Origin of the sequence: Aminobacterium sp. UBA4908 (assembly GCF_002398115.1) — a bacterium.
GTDB lineage: Bacteria > Synergistota > Synergistia > Synergistales > Aminobacteriaceae > Aminobacterium > Aminobacterium mobile.
Genome location: NZ_DHCG01000012.1, coordinates 45889 through 66836 on the forward strand (window position 1 = coordinate 45889; position 20948 = coordinate 66836).

The window sequence follows — 20948 nt, forward strand, 5'->3', positions numbered from 1 at the left end:
AAATGCACCATTCATCACTTGTTGCGCTATTTAAGAATGAAAAAGGGAAATCCAGCAAAAATATTTTTTAATACATTGGAGTCCCTAGAAATCTTTGATTACAAAGAATATTTATCCAATATGCGAACCAGCGGTCCGTTAAACGGATAAAAAACCTTGACTTCTTTCTCTTTCTCCCTTTATATACATGTGTTATGTCCTCAAAAGTTTTAGAAAAAGGAGCTTTACATTAATGAATTTTATAAAATAAGAAGGAGAGGTGGCTTAAAATGTCTTCTACATTTCAACGTGTAGGGTATGAAGCCCTACGTAGTTTTTCTGCCGATGTATTAGAAAAGATAGGATATCCCCGAAACAAGGCAGAAATTACCGCAAAAGTTTTGACCGAAGCCGACGCACGAGGTGTTCCTTCTCACGGTGTAACCCGCCTGAAAGTCTACAGGAACGAGTTAGGGAGCGGCCACGTACACCCTGAAGCCCAACCAGAAGTTGTTCACGAGACTCCTATTTCCGCTGTTATTGACGGTCATTACGGTATAGGCTCTCATATTTCCAAATTTGCCATGGATATATGTCTCGAAAAAACTCGTAAAAATGGAACTTGTTACGTAGCCGTTCGTAATTCCAATCACTTCGGCATGGCCGGTCTTTGGGCAGAACAAGCCGCAAAAGAAGGTTTTGTAGGAGGAGCTTTTACAAACACCATCCGTTGCTCGGTACCTGCTCTCGGACGGCAGCGTATGCTTGGCACAAACCCCATCGCAGTTGCAATTCCATCTGATGAAGAAGACCCATTCCTTCTAGATATGGCTACCACTACTGCAGCCCGAGGGAAGATATCAGTCTATAAACATAGAAATAAAGACCTCCCAGAGGGATGGATTCTTGATGAAGAAGGACGACCTATCACCTGCGCCAAGGAAGCAAACAAACTTCTCGCTGATCCAGCCACCCCTTTAGGTGGGCAGATATATTTAGGTGGCTCCACAGAAGAAATGGGCGGGCATAAGGGATATGGCCTCGGACTTCTGGTAGAACTGCTTTGTGCGCCCCTCTCTATGGGAAGTTGGACCCGAGACATTTTCATAAAGCCCGATGCCAATGTTGGACACTTCTTCTCGGCTTTCCGTCTTGATCTCTTCGGAGATCCCGAGCCCATCAAAACCTACGTGGGAGACATTCTAAGAGCTCTTCGGAACAGCACCCCTCTCCCTGGAGAAAAACAAATTTATACTCACGGACAAAAAGAAGCGGCACGACGGCGCACCTCTCTTCAGGAAGGTGTAGAGCTTGACGATGCTACATTTGCCATGCTTGAAGATTTTGCCAAAGAGTACAAGCTTACGCCTGTTACCCAACGATAAAAACAAGGGGATCCTCTTCTCTGGAGTACGCACCCTTGAGAAGGGGATCATGCCCTCGATTGAACCTGATAAAGAAAGAAGTGACGTAAGCAATGAATAAAGTGCTCGAACATATTGGGCTATGCGGCCTTGTCCCTGTTATTAAAATAGACAGCCCGGAAAAGGCTGTGCCCCTTGGAGAAGCGTTACTCCAAGGAGGACTTCCTGTAGCTGAAGTTACATTTCGAACTGACGCTGCAGAAGAATCAATTCGAAGGCTCTCAAGCGACTTGCCTAAACTCCTTGTAGGAGCTGGCACTGTTCTTTCTGTAGAGCAGGTAAAAAAAGCGGTAGGTGCAGGGGCAGCCTTCATCGTTTCTCCTGGCTTTAATCCTGAAGTGGTAGACTACTGCATAGAGCATGAAATTCCAATTACGCCTGGAGTCAATTCTCCCTCGCAAATAGAAATGGGTTTAGAACGAGGCGTATCTATACTTAAGTTTTTCCCTGCAGAAGCATCTGGAGGGGTAGCGATGATCAAGGCCCTGTCCGGCCCTTATAAAGGTGTAAAGTTTATTCCTACAGGTGGAGTCAATGCTGAAAACTTCAATAGCTATCTGTCTCTTCCCTCTGTCCACGCTTGTGGTGGTAGTTGGATGGTAAAAAGCGACCTTCTAGCTGCTGGCGCCTTTACTGAAATTGCAAAGTTAGTACAACAGACTGTTTTGTCCATGCTGAACTTTTCTCTTGCCCACATAGGGATTAATGAGATCAGCGAAGAAAAAGCCCTCAAGGAAGCGTCAACTTTCGAACAGATGTTCCACTTCCCTGTAAAAAATGGCAACAGCTCCATTTTTTCTGGAACGAGCTTTGAATTTATGAAAGAACCATATCTCGGTGAAAAAGGGCATATAGCTATTAGCACAAACTTTATAGAACGTGCAATCGCATATCTTGAACGACAAGGCATTCATACCCTTCCAGAAACGGCAAAAAGGAAGGATGGCAAACTTAAAGCAATCTACCTGGACAAACAAATATCTGGATTTGCCCTCCATCTGGTAGAGAAATAAGAAAAATTCTTGTTGTTTTTAAGCGCTAACTCATAGAGTAATCTAATCGTTATTCTCACATCTTGGAAAAACATGGGGTGGCACATTGTCATTTGGAGGTATTCGGTGACCCTTGAGGTTGACACAGCACCATATTTCATATATCATATGCCACAATTTGCGCATCACACCTTTAAGAAATAAGGAGGGAATAGCATGAATATAATCATGGTAATAGCTATGAATAGCATGATGATGTGCATGTGCGGCGGCCCTCCTGGTGTGGTCGGCGCAGTTTAGCGCTGTTTGTTGACCATAAATCAGGCCGGGCCTTCATTGTGAAGGTCCGGCCTTTTTTATGGCTTAAATTTCTTAAAATTTTAAAGGCAGGTGAAAAGCGATGATCAACATACAGAACTTAGGAAAAAGTTTTATTTCTGAAAATGGCGAGTTTAAAGCCCTAAATAATATTAGTTTTGAGATCAAGTCTGGAGAAATTTTTGGAATTATAGGGTTAAGCGGGGCCGGGAAATCAACTCTTCTCCGAACTCTTAATCGCCTGGAAGATCCATCTAGCGGTAAAATTTTTATCGATGAAACAGATATTACCTCTCTTTCCACATCGGAACTACGAGCTCTTCGCAAACATATTGGCATGATTTTTCAGCATTTTAACCTCCTCACCTCTCGGACCGTTTTTCAAAATGTAGCCTTCCCCCTTGAAATAGGGAAATGGTCTCGCCAATCTATGGAAAAGAGAGTATATGAAATGCTCGAGCTAGTAGGCCTTACAGACAAGGCCCAAAGCTACCCCTCTCAGTTAAGTGGCGGGCAAAAACAACGAGTTGCCATCGCACGGGCTTTAGCCAATAACCCTCGGGTACTTCTTTGCGATGAGGCCACAAGCGCCCTTGATCCCAAAACAACTCAGTCTATCCTCTCTCTCCTTGAAGAGATTAACAGCAAAATGGGAATTACGATTGTCTTGGTAACTCATGAGATGGGAGTTATTCGTCAGATATGCCATCGCGTAGCAGTGCTTGAAAAAGGGGAAGTTGTGGAAATAGGCCCTGTTAAAGACGTTTTTATGCGGCCTCAATCGGCAACAGCCCGAGAGTTTCTTTCTCATTTACCTCGCACCACATATTCCCACGAGAAGTTTCCAAGAGAGGCTGGGTGCCCCATTGTTACCTTCTCTTTTAACGGTCATATGGCTGAAAAACCTGTAATTTCTCAAGCTATAAAAAAAAGCGGCGCAGAAATTAACATACTTGCCGGCGAAATCGACCATCTTCATAGTAGTCGTATTGGTAATTTAACAGTTCAACTTGCCGGCAACCCCGAGCAGATAAACTCTGCCCTTTCCTACATACGAGCACAAAATGTGGAAGTGGATGTGATTTGGAATGGATAAATGGATTTCGCTCCTTAACTTACTTGCTACACCTACGTTAGAAACCTTGTATATGGTTTTATTCTCTACTTTTTTTGCTACGCTCCTCGGATTCCCGTTGGGGATAGCTCTTGTAGTTACAGAAAAAGGGGGGCTTCTCGAAAATGAACCGCTTTATGGGGTTTTGAATGGGATCGTAAACGTATGTCGATCGTTTCCCTTCATTATCCTCATGATTGTTTTGTTTCCTCTATCCCGATTGATTGTGGGAACAACTATTGGAACAACAGCATCAATTGTTCCGCTTTCTATCGGAGCCGCTCCCTTCGTAGGACGAGTGGTAGAAAGCTCTTTAAAGGAGGTGGACAAAGGACTTATTGAAGCTGCTGTAGCCATGGGGACAAGCCCCAAAGACATTGTGTTCAAGGTCATGATACCTGAAGCCCTGCCCGGTCTTGTGTTGGGAGAGACCCTTACCATTATTAACATTGTTGGCTATTCAGCCATGGCAGGAGCCATCGGAGGTGGCGGTTTGGGAGATCTAGCTATTCGTTACGGCTTCCACCGCTTTCAAACAGACGTACTTATAGCCGCAGTAGTTGTCATCATATTATTTGTGCAGATAGTTCAAGCTGCGGGGAATAGAACCGCTCTATATCTATCAAGGAACCGCTAGGGGATAAAAAAGCATAAGAAGTACCAGAAGTAACTATTCTTAAAATGGAGGTTTGAAAATGAAGAGATCAGCACGTTTTATTACTATTTTTGCGTTATTTTGTATATCCTTAGTACCTTCTGCAAGCTTGGCTCAAGAAATTATTAAAATCGGAGCTTCTCCAGTACCCCATGCAGAAATATTGCAGGTCATTAAAGACGATCTGGCACAAGAAAATGTTACTCTCGAAATCATTGAATTTACTGATTACGTAAAACCGAACCTCTCTCTAGATGACGGAGAGATTGATGCCAATTTTTTCCAGCATTTCCCCTACCTCGAAAATTTCAATGGAAGTCACGGCACTAAATTGGCCTCTTTAGGCGATATCCACGTAGAACCCCTCGGTCTCTACTCTCAAAAAATAAAGACTGTTGATGAACTGAAAGAAGGGGCCCTTATAGCTATTCCAAGCGACAGTGTTAACGGTGGTCGTGCCCTTCTTCTTCTTCAAGCCAACGGTCTTATCACCCTCTCTGACAAAGCAGGACTAGAGGCTACAGAACGAGATGTAGTGGAAAACCCCAGGAAACTTAAATTCAAACCTATCGAAGCAGCCCAATTACCTCGAATTCTTCCAGATGTGGACGGTGCTGTTATCAATGGGAACTATGCCATAGAAGCTGGATTTAAACCAACGGAAGACGCAATACTTCTTGAAGGATCAGAATCCCCTTACGCCAATATTATTGCCGTTCGGGAAAAAGATAAAGATAACCCCAAATTTCAAATACTTTTAAAGCATTTAAAGTCAGATAAAGTCAAAGACTTCATACTCTCTAAATATAACGGTGGAGTCGTTCCTGCCTTCTAAAAACTTTTTCACAGAGTGGCAGACTAAAAAAGGGGGTTGCCTTTTAAAGGCAACCCCCTTTTCGTATCTCTAGCAAAAGCATTCACGTTTGATCCTCGTAGCTACTTAACTTAAGAACTCGAAAGTATGAGGCTGAATTTACACATAACCTGGATTGCTACTCAACACCCGTCCTTTTTGACAAGAAGAGCGAGGGAATCGAGAGGAGAGTGCCACTGATGCTCACATTACCACTCAGCAATGGAACCATCTTCCATTCTCCATACCGGATTCTTCCAGCACAACCTTTCATCTGAGCGCTGTCGCACCACATCCTCATCAATAGAAATACCCAATCCAGGCTCTGTTAATACCCCTACAAAACCATCCTTATAATCGAAAAGCTGCGGATTCTCCAGATAGTCAAGAAGATCCGCTCCTACGTTATAGTGAATGTTGAGGCTTTGCTCCTGAATAAAAGCATTAGGAGTACAATAATCCACTTGCAGACACGCTGCCAGAGCAATAGGTCCTAAAGGGCAATGAGGGGCTACTGCTACATCATAAGCCTCTGCCATAGCGGCGATTTTCTTTACTTCCAGAATTCCGCCAGCATGGCTTACATCGGGTTGAATAATGTCTACGGCGCCATCGGCAAGCAACGCTTTGAAATCCCACCGACCGAAATTACGTTCCCCCGTAGCTATAGGCATAGAAGCATGGCGGCGGAGCTCTACCAATGCTTCACGGTTCTCGATAAGCACTGGTTCTTCCACAAACATGAGATGATAGGGCTCCAGTTCTTTCATAAGCACCCTGGCCATGGCTTTATGGACACGGCCGTGAAAATCAAGGGCTATATCAATTTTATAGCCAAGGACATCTCGTATGGCCTGAACTCTGGCTAAAACCTCTTCCACCTTTTTATAACTATCGATCCATCCCATCTCTTCTGTGGCGTTCATTTTTATAGCCGTCATCCCAGCCTGATATCGTTCTCGGGCTTGAGCTGCCACATCTGAAGGACGATCTCCTCCTATCCAAGAATAAACTCGTACCTTTTGACGAACAGCCCCACCAAGTATCTTATGAACGGGAAGACCATATATTTTCCCGGTAATATCCCACAGCGCTTGCTCAATACCAGAAATAGCGCTCATAAGAATAGGACCGCCCCGATAGAATCCGCCACGATAAAGAACTTGCCAAATATCTTCTATCTCTGTAGGATCGCGACCAATAAGATACTCTTCCATTTCACGAACGGCGGCAGCTACAGTAGAAGCTCGACCTTCCACTACTGGTTCGCCCCAGCCTGTCACGCCATCATCTGTCGTTATCTTAAGAAAAAGCCAACGCGGAGGAACTTTAAAGAGCTCGAACTTCGCTATATGGCTCATAATGAGATTCCTTTACAGTCTCTAACGCTGAACACGGCCGCTAGCATCTCCGCCGGCGAGAGTCATAACATCATCAACAGAAACGCGATTGAAATCGCCATAGATCGTATGCTTTAATGCTGATGCCGCTACAGCAAACTCCAGAGCTTCCTGAGGCGTATCAAAGTGGTTCAAGCCATAGATAAGGCCGGAACCAAAAGAGTCTCCTCCTCCAATACGATCTACAATGTGGCGAATCTCATATTTGCGGCTTACATACACTTCCCCGCGCTCAGCTAAAAGAGCCGACCAATTATTCCAATCAGCGCTTATACTTTCACGAAGACTCACCGCTAAATATTTCACTCCAGGGAAGAGGGTGAGCATTTTCTGGCTCAACGCTCTATATGTAGCTACATCAAGAGAGCCAGAAGTTACATCAATATCTGCCTCTATCCCCAGGCATTTCTGGCAATCCTCTTCATTGGCAATAACCACGTCTACATATTTCATAAGTTCGGGCATAACTTCAAGGGGTTTCTTGCCCCACTTCCAAAGTTTTTTTCGATAGTTCAAGTCGCAAGAAACAGTAATTCCCTTCTCCTTGCATTTTTTCAGCGCTTCAAGGGTTACTGCTGCTGTCCCCTCAGCAATAGCAGGAGTAATGCCTGTTACGTGAAACCATGCAGCTTCTTCAAGAATCTCATCCCAATCAAAATCTCCAGGTTTCACCTCTGCAATGGCAGAATGAGAACGATCATAAATAACCTTTGAAGGTCTCATACACGACCCCGTCTCCGTAAAATAAAGCCCAAGTCTTTCCCCGCTTCTACGTATAAAACGAGTGTCCACTCCGAAGCTGCGAAGTTCATGCATCACTCCATCTCCAAGAGGATTCTTTGGGACAGCTGTAACAAAAGCCGCATCCTCTCCGTAATTTGAAAGAGCCACAGCTACATTAGCCTCCGCACCACCAAAGGTGGCAACAAAGCGAGGCGTCTGTAAAATTTTTTCGTGATCTGGCGGGGTGAGCCGCAGCATAATTTCACCAAATGTAATAAACTTCGCCATAACAAACCATTCCTTTCTTATTTCATAGAACCTCGAATCCGGGCAATCTCTTTCAAAACTTTTTCTGTAGCCTCGCAAACAGCTTCGTAGCTTCCGTCTGATCCCGCTGGTTTTGTTAAAGCGCTACCAAGCCCAACAGCAAAAGCTCCAGCTTTAAACCATTCTTCCAAATTATCAAGAGACACTCCCCCTACAGGCATGATATGAGCATAGGGAACAGGGCCATGAACTGCCTTGATAAATTTGGGCCCCAATACACTTCCTGGGAATGCTTTCACTACATCTACACCAAGCTCTAGAGCCCGCATGAGCTCTGTAACTGTTCCAATGCCCGGTATTGCTGGAAGGCCATACCGATTACAGGTTTGAACCACCTCTTGATGTAAACTTTGAGAAACTATAAACTCGGCACCATTTACAACACACATTCGAGCCGTGGCTTCATCCACCACAGTACCAGCTCCAATAAAACAGTCATTATCTCTGTGCCGTTCTACAGCTGTACGCATAATGTCAAGAGCTCCTGGAAACGTCATAGAAACTTCTATAGCCTTAAGGCCGCCATGAAACATGGCATCTGCCATCTCTATTCCCTTTTCCACACTTTCTGTACGAATAATGCCTACGATCCCCTGTTCCTGAACCGCAGAAAGGACTTCATATTTTCGAAGATACTCCACTTGCTATGCCTCCTTGTTTCCTTCCATATGTCGTCGACTAATACGCAAAGAAATCTTCGCCGTTTCCTGTGCCAGCTTTCGTCCCACTACCGATGCTTTTTTATCATCGAATCGATAGGCAGGTGCCGATACGCTTACAGCTCCAATAGGATATCCATTCCCATCTACAACCGGAGCTGCTACACAACGAATGCCCTCCTCGTTTTCTTGTATCTCCTCGCTATATCCTAGAGATTTATATTGCTTTAGAAACTCTTTAAGTCTGTCTGGATCTGTTATTGTATTCGGAGTGCGTCTCTCTAAAACATTTTTTGCTAAATAGTCATCAAGTTGATTAGAGGGGAGGGCAAAGAGAATCGCCTTTCCGCCAGCTGTACTATAGAGAGGCAACTCTACTCCTACCTGCGAACGCATCACTAACGGGCTGGGGCTTTCAAGCTTTTCAAGATAGTAGGCTCGACCATTTTCAAAGACAAAAAGGTGTATGGTCTCTCCAGAATAGTCTCGCATCCCTTCCAAAACATCTCTCGACATCTCAAGCAACCCAGACCGACGATTATAGGCAGCTGACCACTTCACCACAGCCGGACCTATTTGATAACGCCCATGAGAGTTTTTTAAAAGGACATTGCTATCCTGCAGAGTAGAAAGAATTCGATATGCTGTTGTTTTTGATAGCCCTGTTGCTTTCGCAATTTCAGTAAGACCTGCTGGCTCACTACGGTCCGAAAGATCTTCTAAAATTGAAATTGCCTTTTGCAATACAAGCACTTTATCTTTCTGTGCCATACACCGTCACCTCTCTCACCTTCCCACTACATAAAAGAAGGCAACCATAAAACTAACTGTGGAATGTACGTTACCAGCAACACCACTACAAAAAGAGCAATGTACATTGGCCACAGAGATTTTACGAGATCGCCTAAAGAAATTTTTGAAATAGAGTTCGTAACATATAAAACAGTTCCGACAGGAGGAGTAATAAGCCCTACGCACAAGTTTGTTACCATGATGATCCCAAAATGGATATCATCAATCCCATATGACCGGCATACGGGCAAGAGAATAGGAACAAGTAAAAACAGGGCCGGAGTGAGGTCAATAACCATCCCCACCAAAAAGAGGAGGATATTGAGAATCAGCAAAAACATCATCTTATTCTCAGTTATATTCATAATAACATTCGTAAGGAGCTGTGGAACTTGAGCTACAGCCAAAAACCATGTCAAAGCCATAGCAGAAGCACAAACCAGCATAACAACGCCAGTATTCAAAGCAGCACTCTTTAAAATTTCAGGATATGCCGACCACTTAACGTCATACTGAAAATAAGACACAATCACAGCATAAATTACAGCCACAGCGCCAGCCTCTGTAGCAGTAAAAATTCCCCCAAGAATCCCCCCAAGAATAATAACGGGGAGAATCAATGCCCAAATAGTCTTTTTAAAGACTCCTAAAAACTCCTTGAATCCAACTTTTTCGCTGAGTGGGTAGTTCCGTTTCTTCGATATCACGTACGATACAAACAAAAGAGCTATACCAATCAGTATTCCAGGAATAGCCCCGCCAAGGAAAAGCTTAGCGATGGAAATCTGCGCGATAGACCCTAAGATAATCATGGGAACACTTGGCGGAATAATGGGGCCGATCACTGATGATGCTGCTGTAATAGCTGCGGAGAAGTTCTTATCGTACCCTCCATTTTCCATCATAGGCATTTCAAGAGACCCTAAGGCTGCCGCATCAGCAACTGCGGAACCGCTAATACCTGCGAAAAGCATACTCGCTATAACATTAACATAGGCCAATCCGCCACGAACGCGGCCAACAAGGGCGTTAGCGAACATAAGGATATCGTGAACCAAACCTGCTTTGTTCATAATCTCCCCAGCCAACATAAAGAAAGGGATAGCCAAAAGAGTATAAACATCAACCCCAGTTATCATCCGACGAGCCAAAACCATAGGCTCTAAAGTTCCAGTAACAAGCATCAGAATTAACGCTGCTAAACCAATACCGAAACCAATGGGAACACCAACAACAGTAAATCCCATCAATGATCCAAGAAAAGCCAATAGCACTCCCATCTTAGGCTTCCTCCAATTCTTCAGGCGTCCATATACAAACAAGCTGACGAACCATCTCTAACAGCATCATAACAGTGGCTACCGGTACTGCTGCATATTGCCAAGCTACAGAAATAACCAGTATTGACGTTTTTTGCACATAGACTTTAGAGACATAATCAATGCCCCCCTTAAGAAGGAAAAGCAAAAAAACAACGATAAGGACATCTATAGCCGTCTGTAAAATTTTTCCATTAACGCCTTGACATTGCTCAGATAAAGCATCGAAGGCTGGATGAAGACCAATTCTCAACCCCGAAGCTATCGCCATAAAAGACATCCACACAAAAGCCAAACGACTGACCTCATCCACCCACGGGAAAGCCATATAAAAGAACCTGAAAATTACGTTCGTAAATACAGATAACACCATAACAACTAGCATCGTAATCGCAAGTCCATCAGCGATACGGTACATGAGCTCGTACAGAGCCATGGCCATTTTTTTCATATGAGAACAAGCTCCTCTCACCTAATAATTCAAACCACGGGCTTTGATCTTTATTTCATGGCAAGGGAAGGCCCCTTTAGGCCTCCCCTTGCTAAAAAAACAGATGTATTCTATTTCTCGAATTTCTTCCCGATCTCTCGAATCTCATTAACAAAAGGTTCTGCCTCGGGACAGCTTTTTATGTAATTAGCAATAATAGGCTGGGCGCTTTCGACAAAAGGTTTCAAATCGGGGTATGTAACTTCAAGGCCCTTGTCGATAGTCTTCTGAAGAACATCTTTCTCCTGTTCTTTCGTTAGACGGGTAATTTCTGCAATGGAAGCTTTGGTAGCATCCATAACGATAGACTGTTCCTCTGCGGAAAGTTTGTCCCAAACCTTTTGGTTAACAACAAAATACTGGAAACCGAAAATATGGTTGGTCATAGCAACATACTTTTGCACATCATACCAGCCAGAGAAATAAGAGGTCATCAAGGGGTTATCCTGTCCATGTACAACTCCCTGCTGCAAAGCCGTAAAGACCTCGCTCATGGGCATAACAACTGTGCTGAACCCAAAGCCCTGCATTAGTTTAATAATAACTTCACCCTGCCATACCCGCATTTTAATACCCTTACAATCTTCAATGGAATTGATAGGTTTTTTATTATTAGAAACAACTCTGAATCCTCTCGGGAAAGCGCCGAGAATTTTAACTCCCAGAGGTTTAAGACTTTCGTAAATCTTCTCCCCTATAGGGCCATTAAAAACAGCATCAGCATGCTCATAGCTGTTAAACATATACGGGAGCTGAAGTAATTTAAAAAGATCCACCGTATTCTCCCAAAGATTGCCTGTCAGAGCCATCTCAATGGTTCCCAACTGAACTCCCTCTACAAACTCCTGCTCTGCACCGAGCTGGCTATTAGGGAAAATCTGGACTTTAAGAGACCCGTTGCTCTTGCTTTCTATCTGCGCTTTAAACACATCATTAAGAACTTGGTTGGCTGGATGATCTACAGGAAAGTAGTTGGCAATTTTGAGAGTCGTTGCCGCCAATGCAAAACCTGAAAAAGCCACCGTTAAAATTGTTGCCAGCATAGCTATACGCATAAAACGCTTCGTATTCACTCCAAACAGCCTCCTTAAACGGTATTAAATATGCACCAACGTAACCCATACACGTCACCGAGTACACCTATTGCCGTTTTCTCCCCCCTCCCCCATCCCCCTTCTTCTCGAGTATTCTTTTAAAGAATGACTCCGTTTTTAAATAAACCAATCTCCCCAACTTTGAGACGTTCATTACAAGTAGATCGGCCATTGGCAACGCCAATCACCATGGTAACAAGGCGAGAAAGTGCATTATCCCAACCTTCGCCTTCGATGAGATTTCCTGCATTAAAATCAATCCAACGGTGTTTTTTTTCGTAGAGAGCGGTATTTGTCGCTATTTTTATGGAAGGAATCACAGAACTGTAAGGAGTTCCACGACCTGTTGTAAAAAGGGTTAAAACAGCACCACTTATGGCGAGAGATGTTACGGAAACAGGATCGTTCCCAGGGCTAAAAACAATAGCAACTCCTGGGCGTGTCGCTCTCTCGCCATACCATAAAACATCAGTGACAGGTCCTGACCCTGTTTTTTCCACAGCCCCCAAAGATTTTTCTTCGAGGGTCGTAATGCCACCAACTTTATTTCCTGGAGAAGGATTTTCGTATACAGGTTGGTTGTAAGAAGTAAAATAATTTTTAAACCAATGGATCATCTCTACAAAACTGTTAAACACTGATTCTTCCTCGATACGAGATGTAATTGCTTCTTCGGCCCCAAACATTTCGGGAATTTCTGTAGCTAAAGTTGTTCCCCCCCAGAAAGAGAGATAATCAGTGAAAAGACCTACAAGTGGGTTCGCCGTAAGGCTCGAAAAAGCATCGCTTCCCCCGCATTTCACCCCTACTACGAGATCGGAAAGAGGGCATTCTGTTCGCGTACGAACAGAGTTTTCAGCGAGGAAATCAAGCCTGGGAAAAAGGGCCCTTTCGTCATCAGCTTCATCTTGAAGTACGGTATATGCCACATTTGGGTGATGTGACATACGCTCTTTAAGGTAGGAAATCTGGAGATTCTCACACCCCATGCCTACAAATAAAACACCAGCGGCATTTGGATTAAAAGCCAAGCTGGAGAGGGCTCGAAGCGTATATTCAAAATCGTCGCCTAACTGGGAGCAACCATAGGGATGTGCTAATACTCTTACGTTTTCTATCCATGGAGCCGGACTATAGCGAGGAATAAGGGTTCGAAGCAAATCATTGATACAGCTGACAGTGGGAATAACCCATAGCTCATTTCGTATGCCCACTCCATATTTCCCTCGCCGATACCCCATAAAGGATCGTTGGGGAATTTTCGTCTTCAATGACGGGGAGCAATATTTCCATTGAGGCGTCCATTCAACTTCCAGGGCGGAGGTAAGGTTATGCGTATGAATCCATCCACCTTTATAAATCCTTTGTATGGCTCGCCCTATAGAACAGCCATATTTAAATACTGTCTCGCCCGATTCTATTTGTGTTAAAGCTACCTTATGACCTGCAGGAATATTTTCTTTCAACTCTATTTGAAAACCATCCAAAAGGCGTAGGGTATCCCCCTTTGCTCCATCCTCCGTTAGAACTGCAACAGAATCATTGCATCCTAATTTTAATCCACGGATATTTCCCATGCAGACATCCTCCTATTCCGCATTCCGGATAACCTAACCGTAATACGAACCGCAATTACTTCTTTATATTAAGCCATGTTCTTCCCTAAAAAGCAATAAGATGAAGTGTATCCTCTTGCTTTTAAAGGAAAGTGAAAGTATAAACGTAATATATGGGTTTATTTCCCCTTCATCTTCTCTTCTTGCTCTTTAATGTATCCTCTTGCCATACTCCACCCAAGCGCCCCTACATAATCTTTTGCCGAGCGCCCCTGTTCAAAGCTAGCGTTCTTTATCCTAGCCATCTGTATCGGGGCTCAAGCTGGCTCTTGATAAGTTTTATCGCGTCTACTCGAGAAATTTATATGACGTTTCACTTTTACATTCTTGTTACAATGATGAAATACCTCTGTTACATCAGGCCTCTATACTATGAACTGTCAAAACAAAATCTTGACGAGAACATAAGGAGGTCTTCTGAAAATGAAAAAAGCAGGTGTCGTCATAGGACTTTTAACCGCGTTTTTCATGAGCGGTGTCGCTTTCGCAACAGAGCTAGTGCTCAAAGGTTCTACCACTGTTCTTCCCATCGCCCAATCCGCAGCGGAGAAATACATGTCAAGTCATCCTGACGTAAGCATAACGGTCTCAGGTGGAGGGAGTGGAAACGGCATCAAAGCCATTATTGATGGCACTACTGACGTAGCAAACTCCTCCAGATTCATTAAAAATGAAGAAGTAAAGGCCGCTGTAGAAAAAGGAGCCTATCCTGTACCTTTCGCCATAGCTATGGATGCGCTCATACCTATCGTTCACCCCTCAAACCCGCTAGAAAACTTTACTATTGAACAGCTGAAAAAAATATATACGGGAGACATCAAGAACTGGAAGGAACTCGGCGGACCAGATAAGCCTATTGCCGTCGTAAGCCGGGACACGAGTTCCGGAACCTACGAAACATGGGAAGAGAAAGTGCTTCACAAGGAGAGAGTGGACAAAAGAGCCCTTGTCGTCGCTTCAAACGGAGCAATGGTGCAGACTGTAGCTAAAAACCCAAACGCCATTGGATATATCGGCCTTGGATATCTCAACAACTCGGTAAAGAGTATACGCGTTAACGAAATAGCCGGGACAATAGAAAACGCTCTTGACGGAACCTACCCCATCTCAAGGTACCTCTACATGTTCACTCGCGGCTGGCCAGAAGGAGCCTCACTCAACTTCATCAACTTCGTACTCAGCAGCGAGGGGCAGAAAATCGTCGCCGAATCGGGATTTGTCCCCCTTCGATACTAAATAAAGCGCAAAATCAGCAATAGCGAAACAACCTCCTAGGAACCGGGCTACCAGAACCTAGAAGCCCCCCTTCAAGGAATTCGCCCATCCTCCCATGGGCGAATTCCTGCTCGCTAAAGTATAGGGAGGAAGGAGCGTATTTGTTCTACTGATTAATGATTAAGAGAGAAAACGAGAAACATGTGTTAGGAAAGGAAACATGGACACTACTACTTATAGAAAAAGAGGATATGTGATGTACATGAAAAAAGAAAATATACCTTTTATGGTTATAGCCGTCGTCTCCTCTATAGGCATTTTTATTATGCTATTTATTCTGTTCTTCCTGATCAAGGAAGGACTTCCTGTATTAAAATCAGTCTCACTCAAAGGAATTCTTACGGGAACAGACTGGTATCCCACAGAAACTCCCCCAGCCTTAGGTATGCTATCTCTCATTGTAGGGACTATCACCGTTACTATTCTTTCATCCGTGTTGGCTCTCCCTATAAGTCTTTTTATCGCCATTTTTATTTCAGAAATAGCCTCGCAGAGAGCCCGTTCTTTTCTAAAACCCATCCTTGAGCTTCTTGGTTTCCTTCCATCCATTATTTTGGGCTTTCTGGGTATGGTGGTTATAGCTCCGTGGCTTCAGGAACGGTTCAATATCCTTTCCGGTCTTAACCTTTTCAATGCCTCTCTCTTATTGGGGATCCTCATTATCCCTATTGTAGGGTCACTTGCGGAAGAAGCCCTTTCCGCAGTTCCAAAAGAACTTCGAGATGCTTCTTTCGCATTAGGAGCCACCCGTTGGGAAACTATCAGCAAAGTGGTTTTTCCCGCAGCCCTTCCCGGCATTCTATCAGCATGTCTTTTAGGCATTATGAGAGGCATGGGTGAAACCATGGTAGTTCTCATGGCCGCTGGAGGAGCAGCTCTTGTCCCCCTATCACTTTTTGACCCCGTAAGGCCCCTCACATCCACAATAGCCGCAGAAATGGGAGAAACTCCTGTGGGTTCACCGCACTACCATGCTCTTTTTTTTGCCGGCCTTATTTTATTGTGTATCACGCTGGCCATTAATATTCTCTCGAGCTGGATAGAGAATAAGAGGAAGGTGCAGGCTTCATGAATCGTCGAAAACTCTTCAACACATTCATGACTCTTCTTCTCTGGAGTTCCATTACGACTATGGTAATTTTACTTCTCTCCATCATTGCTTTTATTTTTGTAAATGGAGTTCAGGCCCTCTCCTGGGAGTTTATAACGGAACCCCCAAGGGAAAATATGACTCGAGGAGGCATCAGTACCCCCCTTATAGGCACGTTACAGTTAGTGGTTGTCTCTATGCTTTTTGCTCTGCCGGTAGGAATCGCAACAGGCCTTTATCTATCGGAATACTCGAAGAAAAATAAATTTACATTTCTGATCCGTCTGGCTATCCGTTCCCTCGCTGGAGTTCCATCTGTTGTTTTTGGCCTCTTCGGCCTCTCTCTCTTCGTTATTCTTCTAGGTTTCGGCTCATCATTGCTCTCAGCAGGCCTCACTCTTGGATGCTTGGCCTTGCCTCTTATTGTTACTGCGTCAGAACAAGCCTTTCAGGCAGTACCCAAAGACTTCCGAGAAGCTTCATACGCTCTCGGGGCCACTAAGTGGCAAACCATCAGAAAGGTTGTTTTCCCAGCTGCTTCGTCCACAATTATTACAGGGGCCATACTCAGTATTGGGCGGGTCGCCGGAGAAACAGCTCCCATTATTTTTACCGGAGCCGCCTATTTCACGCCTAACGTGGCCCAAAGTCTTTTCGATGAAGTCATGGCTCTGCCTTATCACATTATGGTTCTCGCTACAGAAGGGACAGATATTACACTCACTCGCCCCATCCAGTACGGAACAGTGCTTGTCCTCTTAGCCCTTGTTCTCGGAATGAGTGCTGTGGGAGTCATGATGCGAGTCCGCCTCAGACAAAGGGGGCAATAGTTTATGGACAAGGAGTCGGTATCCATGAATAGACCTCAACTTATTGTTTCAGATTTAAACCTTTACTACGGTGACTATAAAGTTTTAAAAAATATCAATATGGAAATATATGGGAAGACCGTTACAGCCCTTATCGGCCCCTCTGGATGCGGGAAAAGCAGCTTCCTTCGCTGCCTCAATCGAATGAACGATTTTATAGCCGAAGCTAGAATTGAGGGACAAATCTATCTGGATAATACCAATATATACTCAGGCGACACTGACGTCATAGCTCTTCGACGCCGGGTAGGAATGGTGTTTCAGAAACCTAACCCTTTCCCCATGTCTATTTACGATAATGTGGCTTACGGTCCTCGCATCCATGGAGTAAAAAACAGAGATCATCTTGACGAAATAGTAGAACAAAGTCTTCGCGGAGCCGCTCTCTGGGCTGAGGTAAAAGACAAATTAAAAACATCTGGACTCGGCCTTTCTGGAGGCCAACAACAGCGTCTCTGCATTGCCCGGGCCATTGCCACAGAACCTGACGTTCTCCTCATGGACGAACCAACAAGCGCTCTCGATCCCATGGCCACAGCCCGTATCGAGGAACTTGTACGAACCCTCAAAGAAAGATACACTGTCATTATTGTGACGCATAATATGCAGCAAGCCGCTCGAATATCGGATTACACTGCATTTTTTCTTACAGGGGATCTTGTAGAATACGGGAAGACCCCCAAACTCTTCACATCGCCAGAGGATAAACGCACAGAAGACTACATCACCGGTCGATTCGGCTAAAAGGAATCTGATCTTTTCTGGAAGGAAGTGACAAGTCTATGGATCAAATCAATACAAGAAGACAACTCGAAACGGATCTTACAGAACTTATACGAATGCTCACTCGACTGGGGAAAATGTCTGAAGAATCTCTCACCAGATCTGTTTGGGCTCTAAAGAATCAGAACGCAGCCGTGGCTCGCGAAATTATTAACCGAGATGACGCAATAGATGATCTCGCAGCAGAACTTGATATGGCTTGCATGCAATTCACTGCTCGTTTTCAGCCACTCGGAGAAGATTTACGTGCTGTTTCTTCCATTATGCACATGGCGGTAGACCTGGAAAGAGTAGGAGATTATGCCACCAACATCGCAAAAGCCGCCATTGAAGTAGCCGATAAAGAGCTTATGAAGCCTCTCATCGATATCCCCCGAATGGTAGACATTCTCTCTGAAATGTTGGAAAAGACCTTAGAAGCCTTGGAATCTAAAAACGAAGCTACGGCTATTCGCGTTTTCCCTTTAGACGACCTTATTGACGACCTTGAAAAACAGATTATGCGCGAATTACTTCTGCTCATGATGGAACGCCCCCAACGTATAGAGCAGGCAACGCTACTTCTCAACGTGGCGAGAACTCTGGAGCGAGCAGGAGATCACATTACGAATATAGCAGAACGGGTCATTTACATTATTACCGGGAAGACCGTTAAAGCCTCCACATACCGCAGGCCAAAGGAGCGATAAGGGTGAATGGACAGCGTATTCTTGTAGTAGATGATGAGAAAGGAATTCAAGAAATAGTTTCTCAAGCCTTAAAACGCCGTGGATATGACACCCTTAATGCCGCAGACGGAGATACGGCTCTTGATATGGCTTTTACAGCCAAGCCAGATCTTATTATCCTTGACCTCATGCTTCCTCGAATGGATGGGTGGGAAGTCTGTCGTCGTCTGAAAAGCAACAAAGAAACGGCCTCTATCCCCATTATTATGCTCACCGCCCGTCGAGAGGAAACAGACGTAGTGGAAGGTCTAGACCTCGGGGCAGATGATTATATTAAAAAGCCTTTTTCCCTTGCTGAATTAACAGCTCGAGTGGGGGCCATTTTGCGCCGTGTCCAAATAGCAGATGAGAGCCGACAAAGAGTGGAGGAAGGAGATTTGATTCTTGATTTCGAAAGTCAGACAGCAATCTTGCGGCAGTCACTTCTCGACCTCAGCCCCACAGAATTTCGTATCCTCGAACTCTTGGCCCGGCGTTTTGGACGCACTGTCTCCAGAGACGAAATGCTCGGCCGGATTTGGAACCTCTATGGAGGAGATACGCGAACTGTAGACGTCCATATTTCACGACTTCGTAAAAAAATCGAGGACGGAAGAGAACCCGCCCTCACTATACAGACCCTTCGAAGCCGCGGCTATCGCCTCACCTGGGAGAAACAATCATGAATACCCTCAAGGGAAAAGTAACCGCGGTGCTTACCCTCGTCACCGTTTTGGCTTTCATAATAAGCTGGTTTCTTGTTTCGAGCATTATGAAAGAGCGGCTTATTTCTGATGCCATAGACAAGCTGTCGAGACATACCGCCGCCATAACACAAGTAATAGAAGATAACGGATACTCCGCCTTTCAACGAAACCTTCAACAGTGGTCGGATATTTTCGGAAGCCGCATCTCTATTATCAACCAGGATGGGCGGGTAATCCTCGATAGCGCAACAGATGCGGAAACCCTTGATAACCATAAAGGAAGACCGGAAATACGTCAGGCAACTAAAGAGGGGCTAGGCAGCACCACTCGTTACAGCCATTCTCTCAAGGCCTATATGGTCTATCTGGCACGAAAATTTTTCTTCAACGACAAAACATACTTCATACGCATGGCCTATCCTCTTACAACCCTCAAAGAAACAATTTTTCAGGCCAAACTGCAATTTCTCTCGTATATTATCATCATTGCCTTTCTGATTATTATGGTTGGTTTCTGGATCGTCCGACGTTTTTTCACTCCTCTGGAACGTATTATTGCAACAGCACATACTATTTCAGAGGACAAAGATGTCCGTTTTCCTCTCATGGCAGATCCGGAACTTCAACGTCTTTCCGAATCTCTGCAAACAATGTCGTCTCGTCTAAAAAACGCTCTGGAAGACCTTGGGAAAGAGAGAGACACTCTTTCTCGTATTATCGCAGCCTTGCCTGTAGGAGTCATTCTCCTCGATAATGACAACCGGCTTCGCTATTCCAACACTATAGCCCAAACATTGCTGGGGATCAGAACCACTATGACTCCAGGCCAACCTATAGAACGTTTTCTCACGTTGGCGGAACTGTACCCCCTGCTCCAAGAGGCAAAAGAAGGAAAAGAACAGACAATTAAAGCAGAAATGCCCGAACAAGAAGGCCGCCATTTAAGCATTTATGCTCGTCAAACTGGCAGTGGTCCGCTCCTGGTTATTGCCGACCTTACAGAGGAAATTCGACTTGAGCAGGCTCGACGAGATTTTATTGCCGATGCGGGACATGAGCTTCAGACCCCCCTTACCACTATTCGTGCTACCGCTGAATTTTTACAGGAAGAGTACGAACAAAACGAAGAAATAGGACGCTATCTCGATTCCATTATTCATCAACAGGAGCGCATGACCAGCCTTGTGGACGATCTGCTCCTCCTCTCTCGGCTGGAAAGCGAGCCCCCCTCAGAAAAGGAGGAAGAATTGGACCTTTCTCGCCTCCTTCAATCTCTCACAGAAGAAGGCCGAAATCATCCATTAGCCGAATATATCTCCATACAAACAGATCTCCCCGAAAGGGCGTTGATAATGGGGCGAGCACAGGATCTCTCTCGAGCCATCCGAAACATTCTTGATAACGCTATAAAATATGTTCGAGAGAAATTCGGGACAGAAAAAGGAGGGGAGATCTCTGTCTCTCTTTCCCATCAAGAAGGATGGTGGATTCTTCAGATAGAAGATAACGGCATTGGAATTTCCCAGGAAACTGCCGCTTTCATCTTCGAACGATTTCGCCGTGGCGACTCTCACAGAGCTAGAGGACAATGGGGCTCTGGTGGGTATGGTCTTGGATTAGCTATTGCCAAAAGAATTCTTACAGCCCATGGAGGAAATATAGCTCTCGTCACGGCGAATGGAGAAAAAACACTATTTGAAATAAAGCTCCCCACTCAAAAAAATTAAGCATATAAAAATCTCTGAGCCTTGTCTATTAGAGG

At 44.6% G+C, this 20948-nt stretch carries 21 protein-coding genes; 12 read left to right on the top strand and 9 right to left on the bottom strand.

The window, feature by feature from the left end; all coding sequences use genetic code 11:
* The first annotated feature begins 269 nt into the window (after positions 1-269).
* The 5 genes from B4J50_RS09055 (at position 270) to B4J50_RS09075 (ending at position 5317) form a co-directional block, all read left to right on the top strand.
* Entirely contained in the window at positions 270-1364 is a 1095-nt protein-coding gene (locus B4J50_RS09055; RefSeq protein ID WP_024821528.1) for an Ldh family oxidoreductase, read from the top strand.
* A gap of 92 nt (positions 1365-1456) precedes the next feature.
* Positions 1457-2416: a bifunctional 4-hydroxy-2-oxoglutarate aldolase/2-dehydro-3-deoxy-phosphogluconate aldolase gene (locus tag B4J50_RS09060; protein WP_286847525.1), complete on the top strand. Its 960-nt coding sequence runs from the start codon at positions 1457-1459 to the stop codon at positions 2414-2416.
* A gap of 379 nt (positions 2417-2795) precedes the next feature.
* Positions 2796-3809 (top strand): methionine ABC transporter ATP-binding protein, encoded by a 1014-nt coding sequence (locus B4J50_RS09065; RefSeq protein ID WP_024821526.1) that lies wholly within the window; start codon positions 2796-2798, stop codon positions 3807-3809.
* Positions 3802-4464 (top strand): methionine ABC transporter permease, encoded by a 663-nt coding sequence (locus B4J50_RS09070; RefSeq protein WP_024821525.1) that lies wholly within the window; start codon positions 3802-3804, stop codon positions 4462-4464. Before B4J50_RS09065 ends, B4J50_RS09070 begins: the two co-directional genes overlap by 8 nt.
* Before the next feature lie 58 nt (positions 4465-4522).
* Positions 4523-5317, top strand: coding sequence for a MetQ/NlpA family ABC transporter substrate-binding protein (locus B4J50_RS09075; RefSeq protein WP_286954106.1), 795 nt, complete (start codon positions 4523-4525; stop codon positions 5315-5317).
* 227 nt (positions 5318-5544) lie between these two features.
* On the opposite strand, the gene dgoD is transcribed toward B4J50_RS09075, so the two are convergent.
* The 9 genes from dgoD to B4J50_RS09120 form a co-directional block, all read right to left on the bottom strand.
* Positions 5545-6696: a galactonate dehydratase gene (gene dgoD, locus B4J50_RS09080; RefSeq protein WP_286847526.1), complete on the bottom strand. Its 1152-nt coding sequence runs from the start codon at positions 6694-6696 to the stop codon at positions 5545-5547.
* A gap of 21 nt (positions 6697-6717) precedes the next feature.
* A complete protein-coding gene (locus tag B4J50_RS09085; RefSeq protein WP_286847528.1) occupies positions 6718-7746 on the bottom strand; it encodes a sugar kinase in 1029 nt (342 codons plus the stop codon).
* Positions 7747-7763: 17 nt separating this feature from the next.
* Positions 7764-8426: a bifunctional 2-keto-4-hydroxyglutarate aldolase/2-keto-3-deoxy-6-phosphogluconate aldolase gene (locus tag B4J50_RS09090; protein WP_286847529.1), complete on the bottom strand. Its 663-nt coding sequence runs from the start codon at positions 8424-8426 to the stop codon at positions 7764-7766.
* A gap of 3 nt (positions 8427-8429) precedes the next feature.
* On the bottom strand, positions 8430-9215 hold the full coding sequence (locus B4J50_RS09095; RefSeq protein ID WP_286847530.1) for an IclR family transcriptional regulator: 786 nt from the start codon (positions 9213-9215) through the stop codon (positions 8430-8432).
* A gap of 26 nt (positions 9216-9241) precedes the next feature.
* Positions 9242-10516, bottom strand: a complete 1275-nt coding sequence (locus B4J50_RS09100) for a TRAP transporter large permease (RefSeq protein ID WP_286847531.1) — start codon at positions 10514-10516, stop codon at positions 9242-9244.
* Position 10517: 1 nt separating this feature from the next.
* Entirely contained in the window at positions 10518-11006 is a 489-nt protein-coding gene (locus B4J50_RS09105) for a TRAP transporter small permease (RefSeq protein WP_286847532.1), read from the bottom strand.
* A 110-nt stretch (positions 11007-11116) separates the two neighbouring features.
* On the bottom strand, positions 11117-12118 hold the full coding sequence (locus tag B4J50_RS09110) for a TRAP transporter substrate-binding protein (RefSeq protein WP_286847533.1): 1002 nt from the start codon (positions 12116-12118) through the stop codon (positions 11117-11119).
* A gap of 119 nt (positions 12119-12237) precedes the next feature.
* Complete coding sequence (locus B4J50_RS09115) at positions 12238-13716, bottom strand: UxaA family hydrolase (protein ID WP_286847534.1); 1479 nt, start codon at positions 13714-13716, stop codon at positions 12238-12240.
* Between the two features lie 158 nt (positions 13717-13874).
* Complete coding sequence (locus B4J50_RS09120) at positions 13875-14000, bottom strand: hypothetical protein (protein ID WP_274532061.1); 126 nt, start codon at positions 13998-14000, stop codon at positions 13875-13877.
* 178 nt (positions 14001-14178) lie between these two features.
* Here B4J50_RS09120 and B4J50_RS09125 point away from each other — a divergent pair, with 178 nt between their 5' ends.
* The 7 genes from B4J50_RS09125 (at position 14179) to B4J50_RS09155 (ending at position 20913) form a co-directional block, all read left to right on the top strand.
* A complete protein-coding gene (locus B4J50_RS09125; RefSeq protein ID WP_024821515.1) occupies positions 14179-14991 on the top strand; it encodes a phosphate ABC transporter substrate-binding protein in 813 nt (270 codons plus the stop codon).
* Between the two features lie 241 nt (positions 14992-15232).
* Positions 15233-16102: a phosphate ABC transporter permease subunit PstC gene (pstC, locus tag B4J50_RS09130; protein WP_286847550.1), complete on the top strand. Its 870-nt coding sequence runs from the start codon at positions 15233-15235 to the stop codon at positions 16100-16102.
* Positions 16099-16950, top strand: coding sequence for a phosphate ABC transporter permease PstA (gene pstA / locus B4J50_RS09135; protein ID WP_286847535.1), 852 nt, complete (start codon positions 16099-16101; stop codon positions 16948-16950). Before pstC ends, pstA begins: the two co-directional genes overlap by 4 nt.
* A 3-nt stretch (positions 16951-16953) precedes the next feature.
* On the top strand, positions 16954-17733 hold the full coding sequence (gene pstB, locus B4J50_RS09140) for a phosphate ABC transporter ATP-binding protein PstB (RefSeq protein WP_024821512.1): 780 nt from the start codon (positions 16954-16956) through the stop codon (positions 17731-17733).
* 38 nt (positions 17734-17771) lie between these two features.
* A complete protein-coding gene (phoU, locus tag B4J50_RS09145; RefSeq protein ID WP_024821511.1) occupies positions 17772-18461 on the top strand; it encodes a phosphate signaling complex protein PhoU in 690 nt (229 codons plus the stop codon).
* Positions 18462-18463: 2 nt separating this feature from the next.
* On the top strand, positions 18464-19165 hold the full coding sequence (locus B4J50_RS09150) for a response regulator transcription factor (RefSeq protein ID WP_024821510.1): 702 nt from the start codon (positions 18464-18466) through the stop codon (positions 19163-19165).
* Positions 19162-20913: an ATP-binding protein gene (locus B4J50_RS09155; RefSeq protein WP_286847536.1), complete on the top strand. Its 1752-nt coding sequence runs from the start codon at positions 19162-19164 to the stop codon at positions 20911-20913. The genes B4J50_RS09150 and B4J50_RS09155 overlap by 4 nt, the downstream gene beginning before the upstream one ends.
* The last annotated feature ends 35 nt before the right edge of the window (positions 20914-20948 follow it).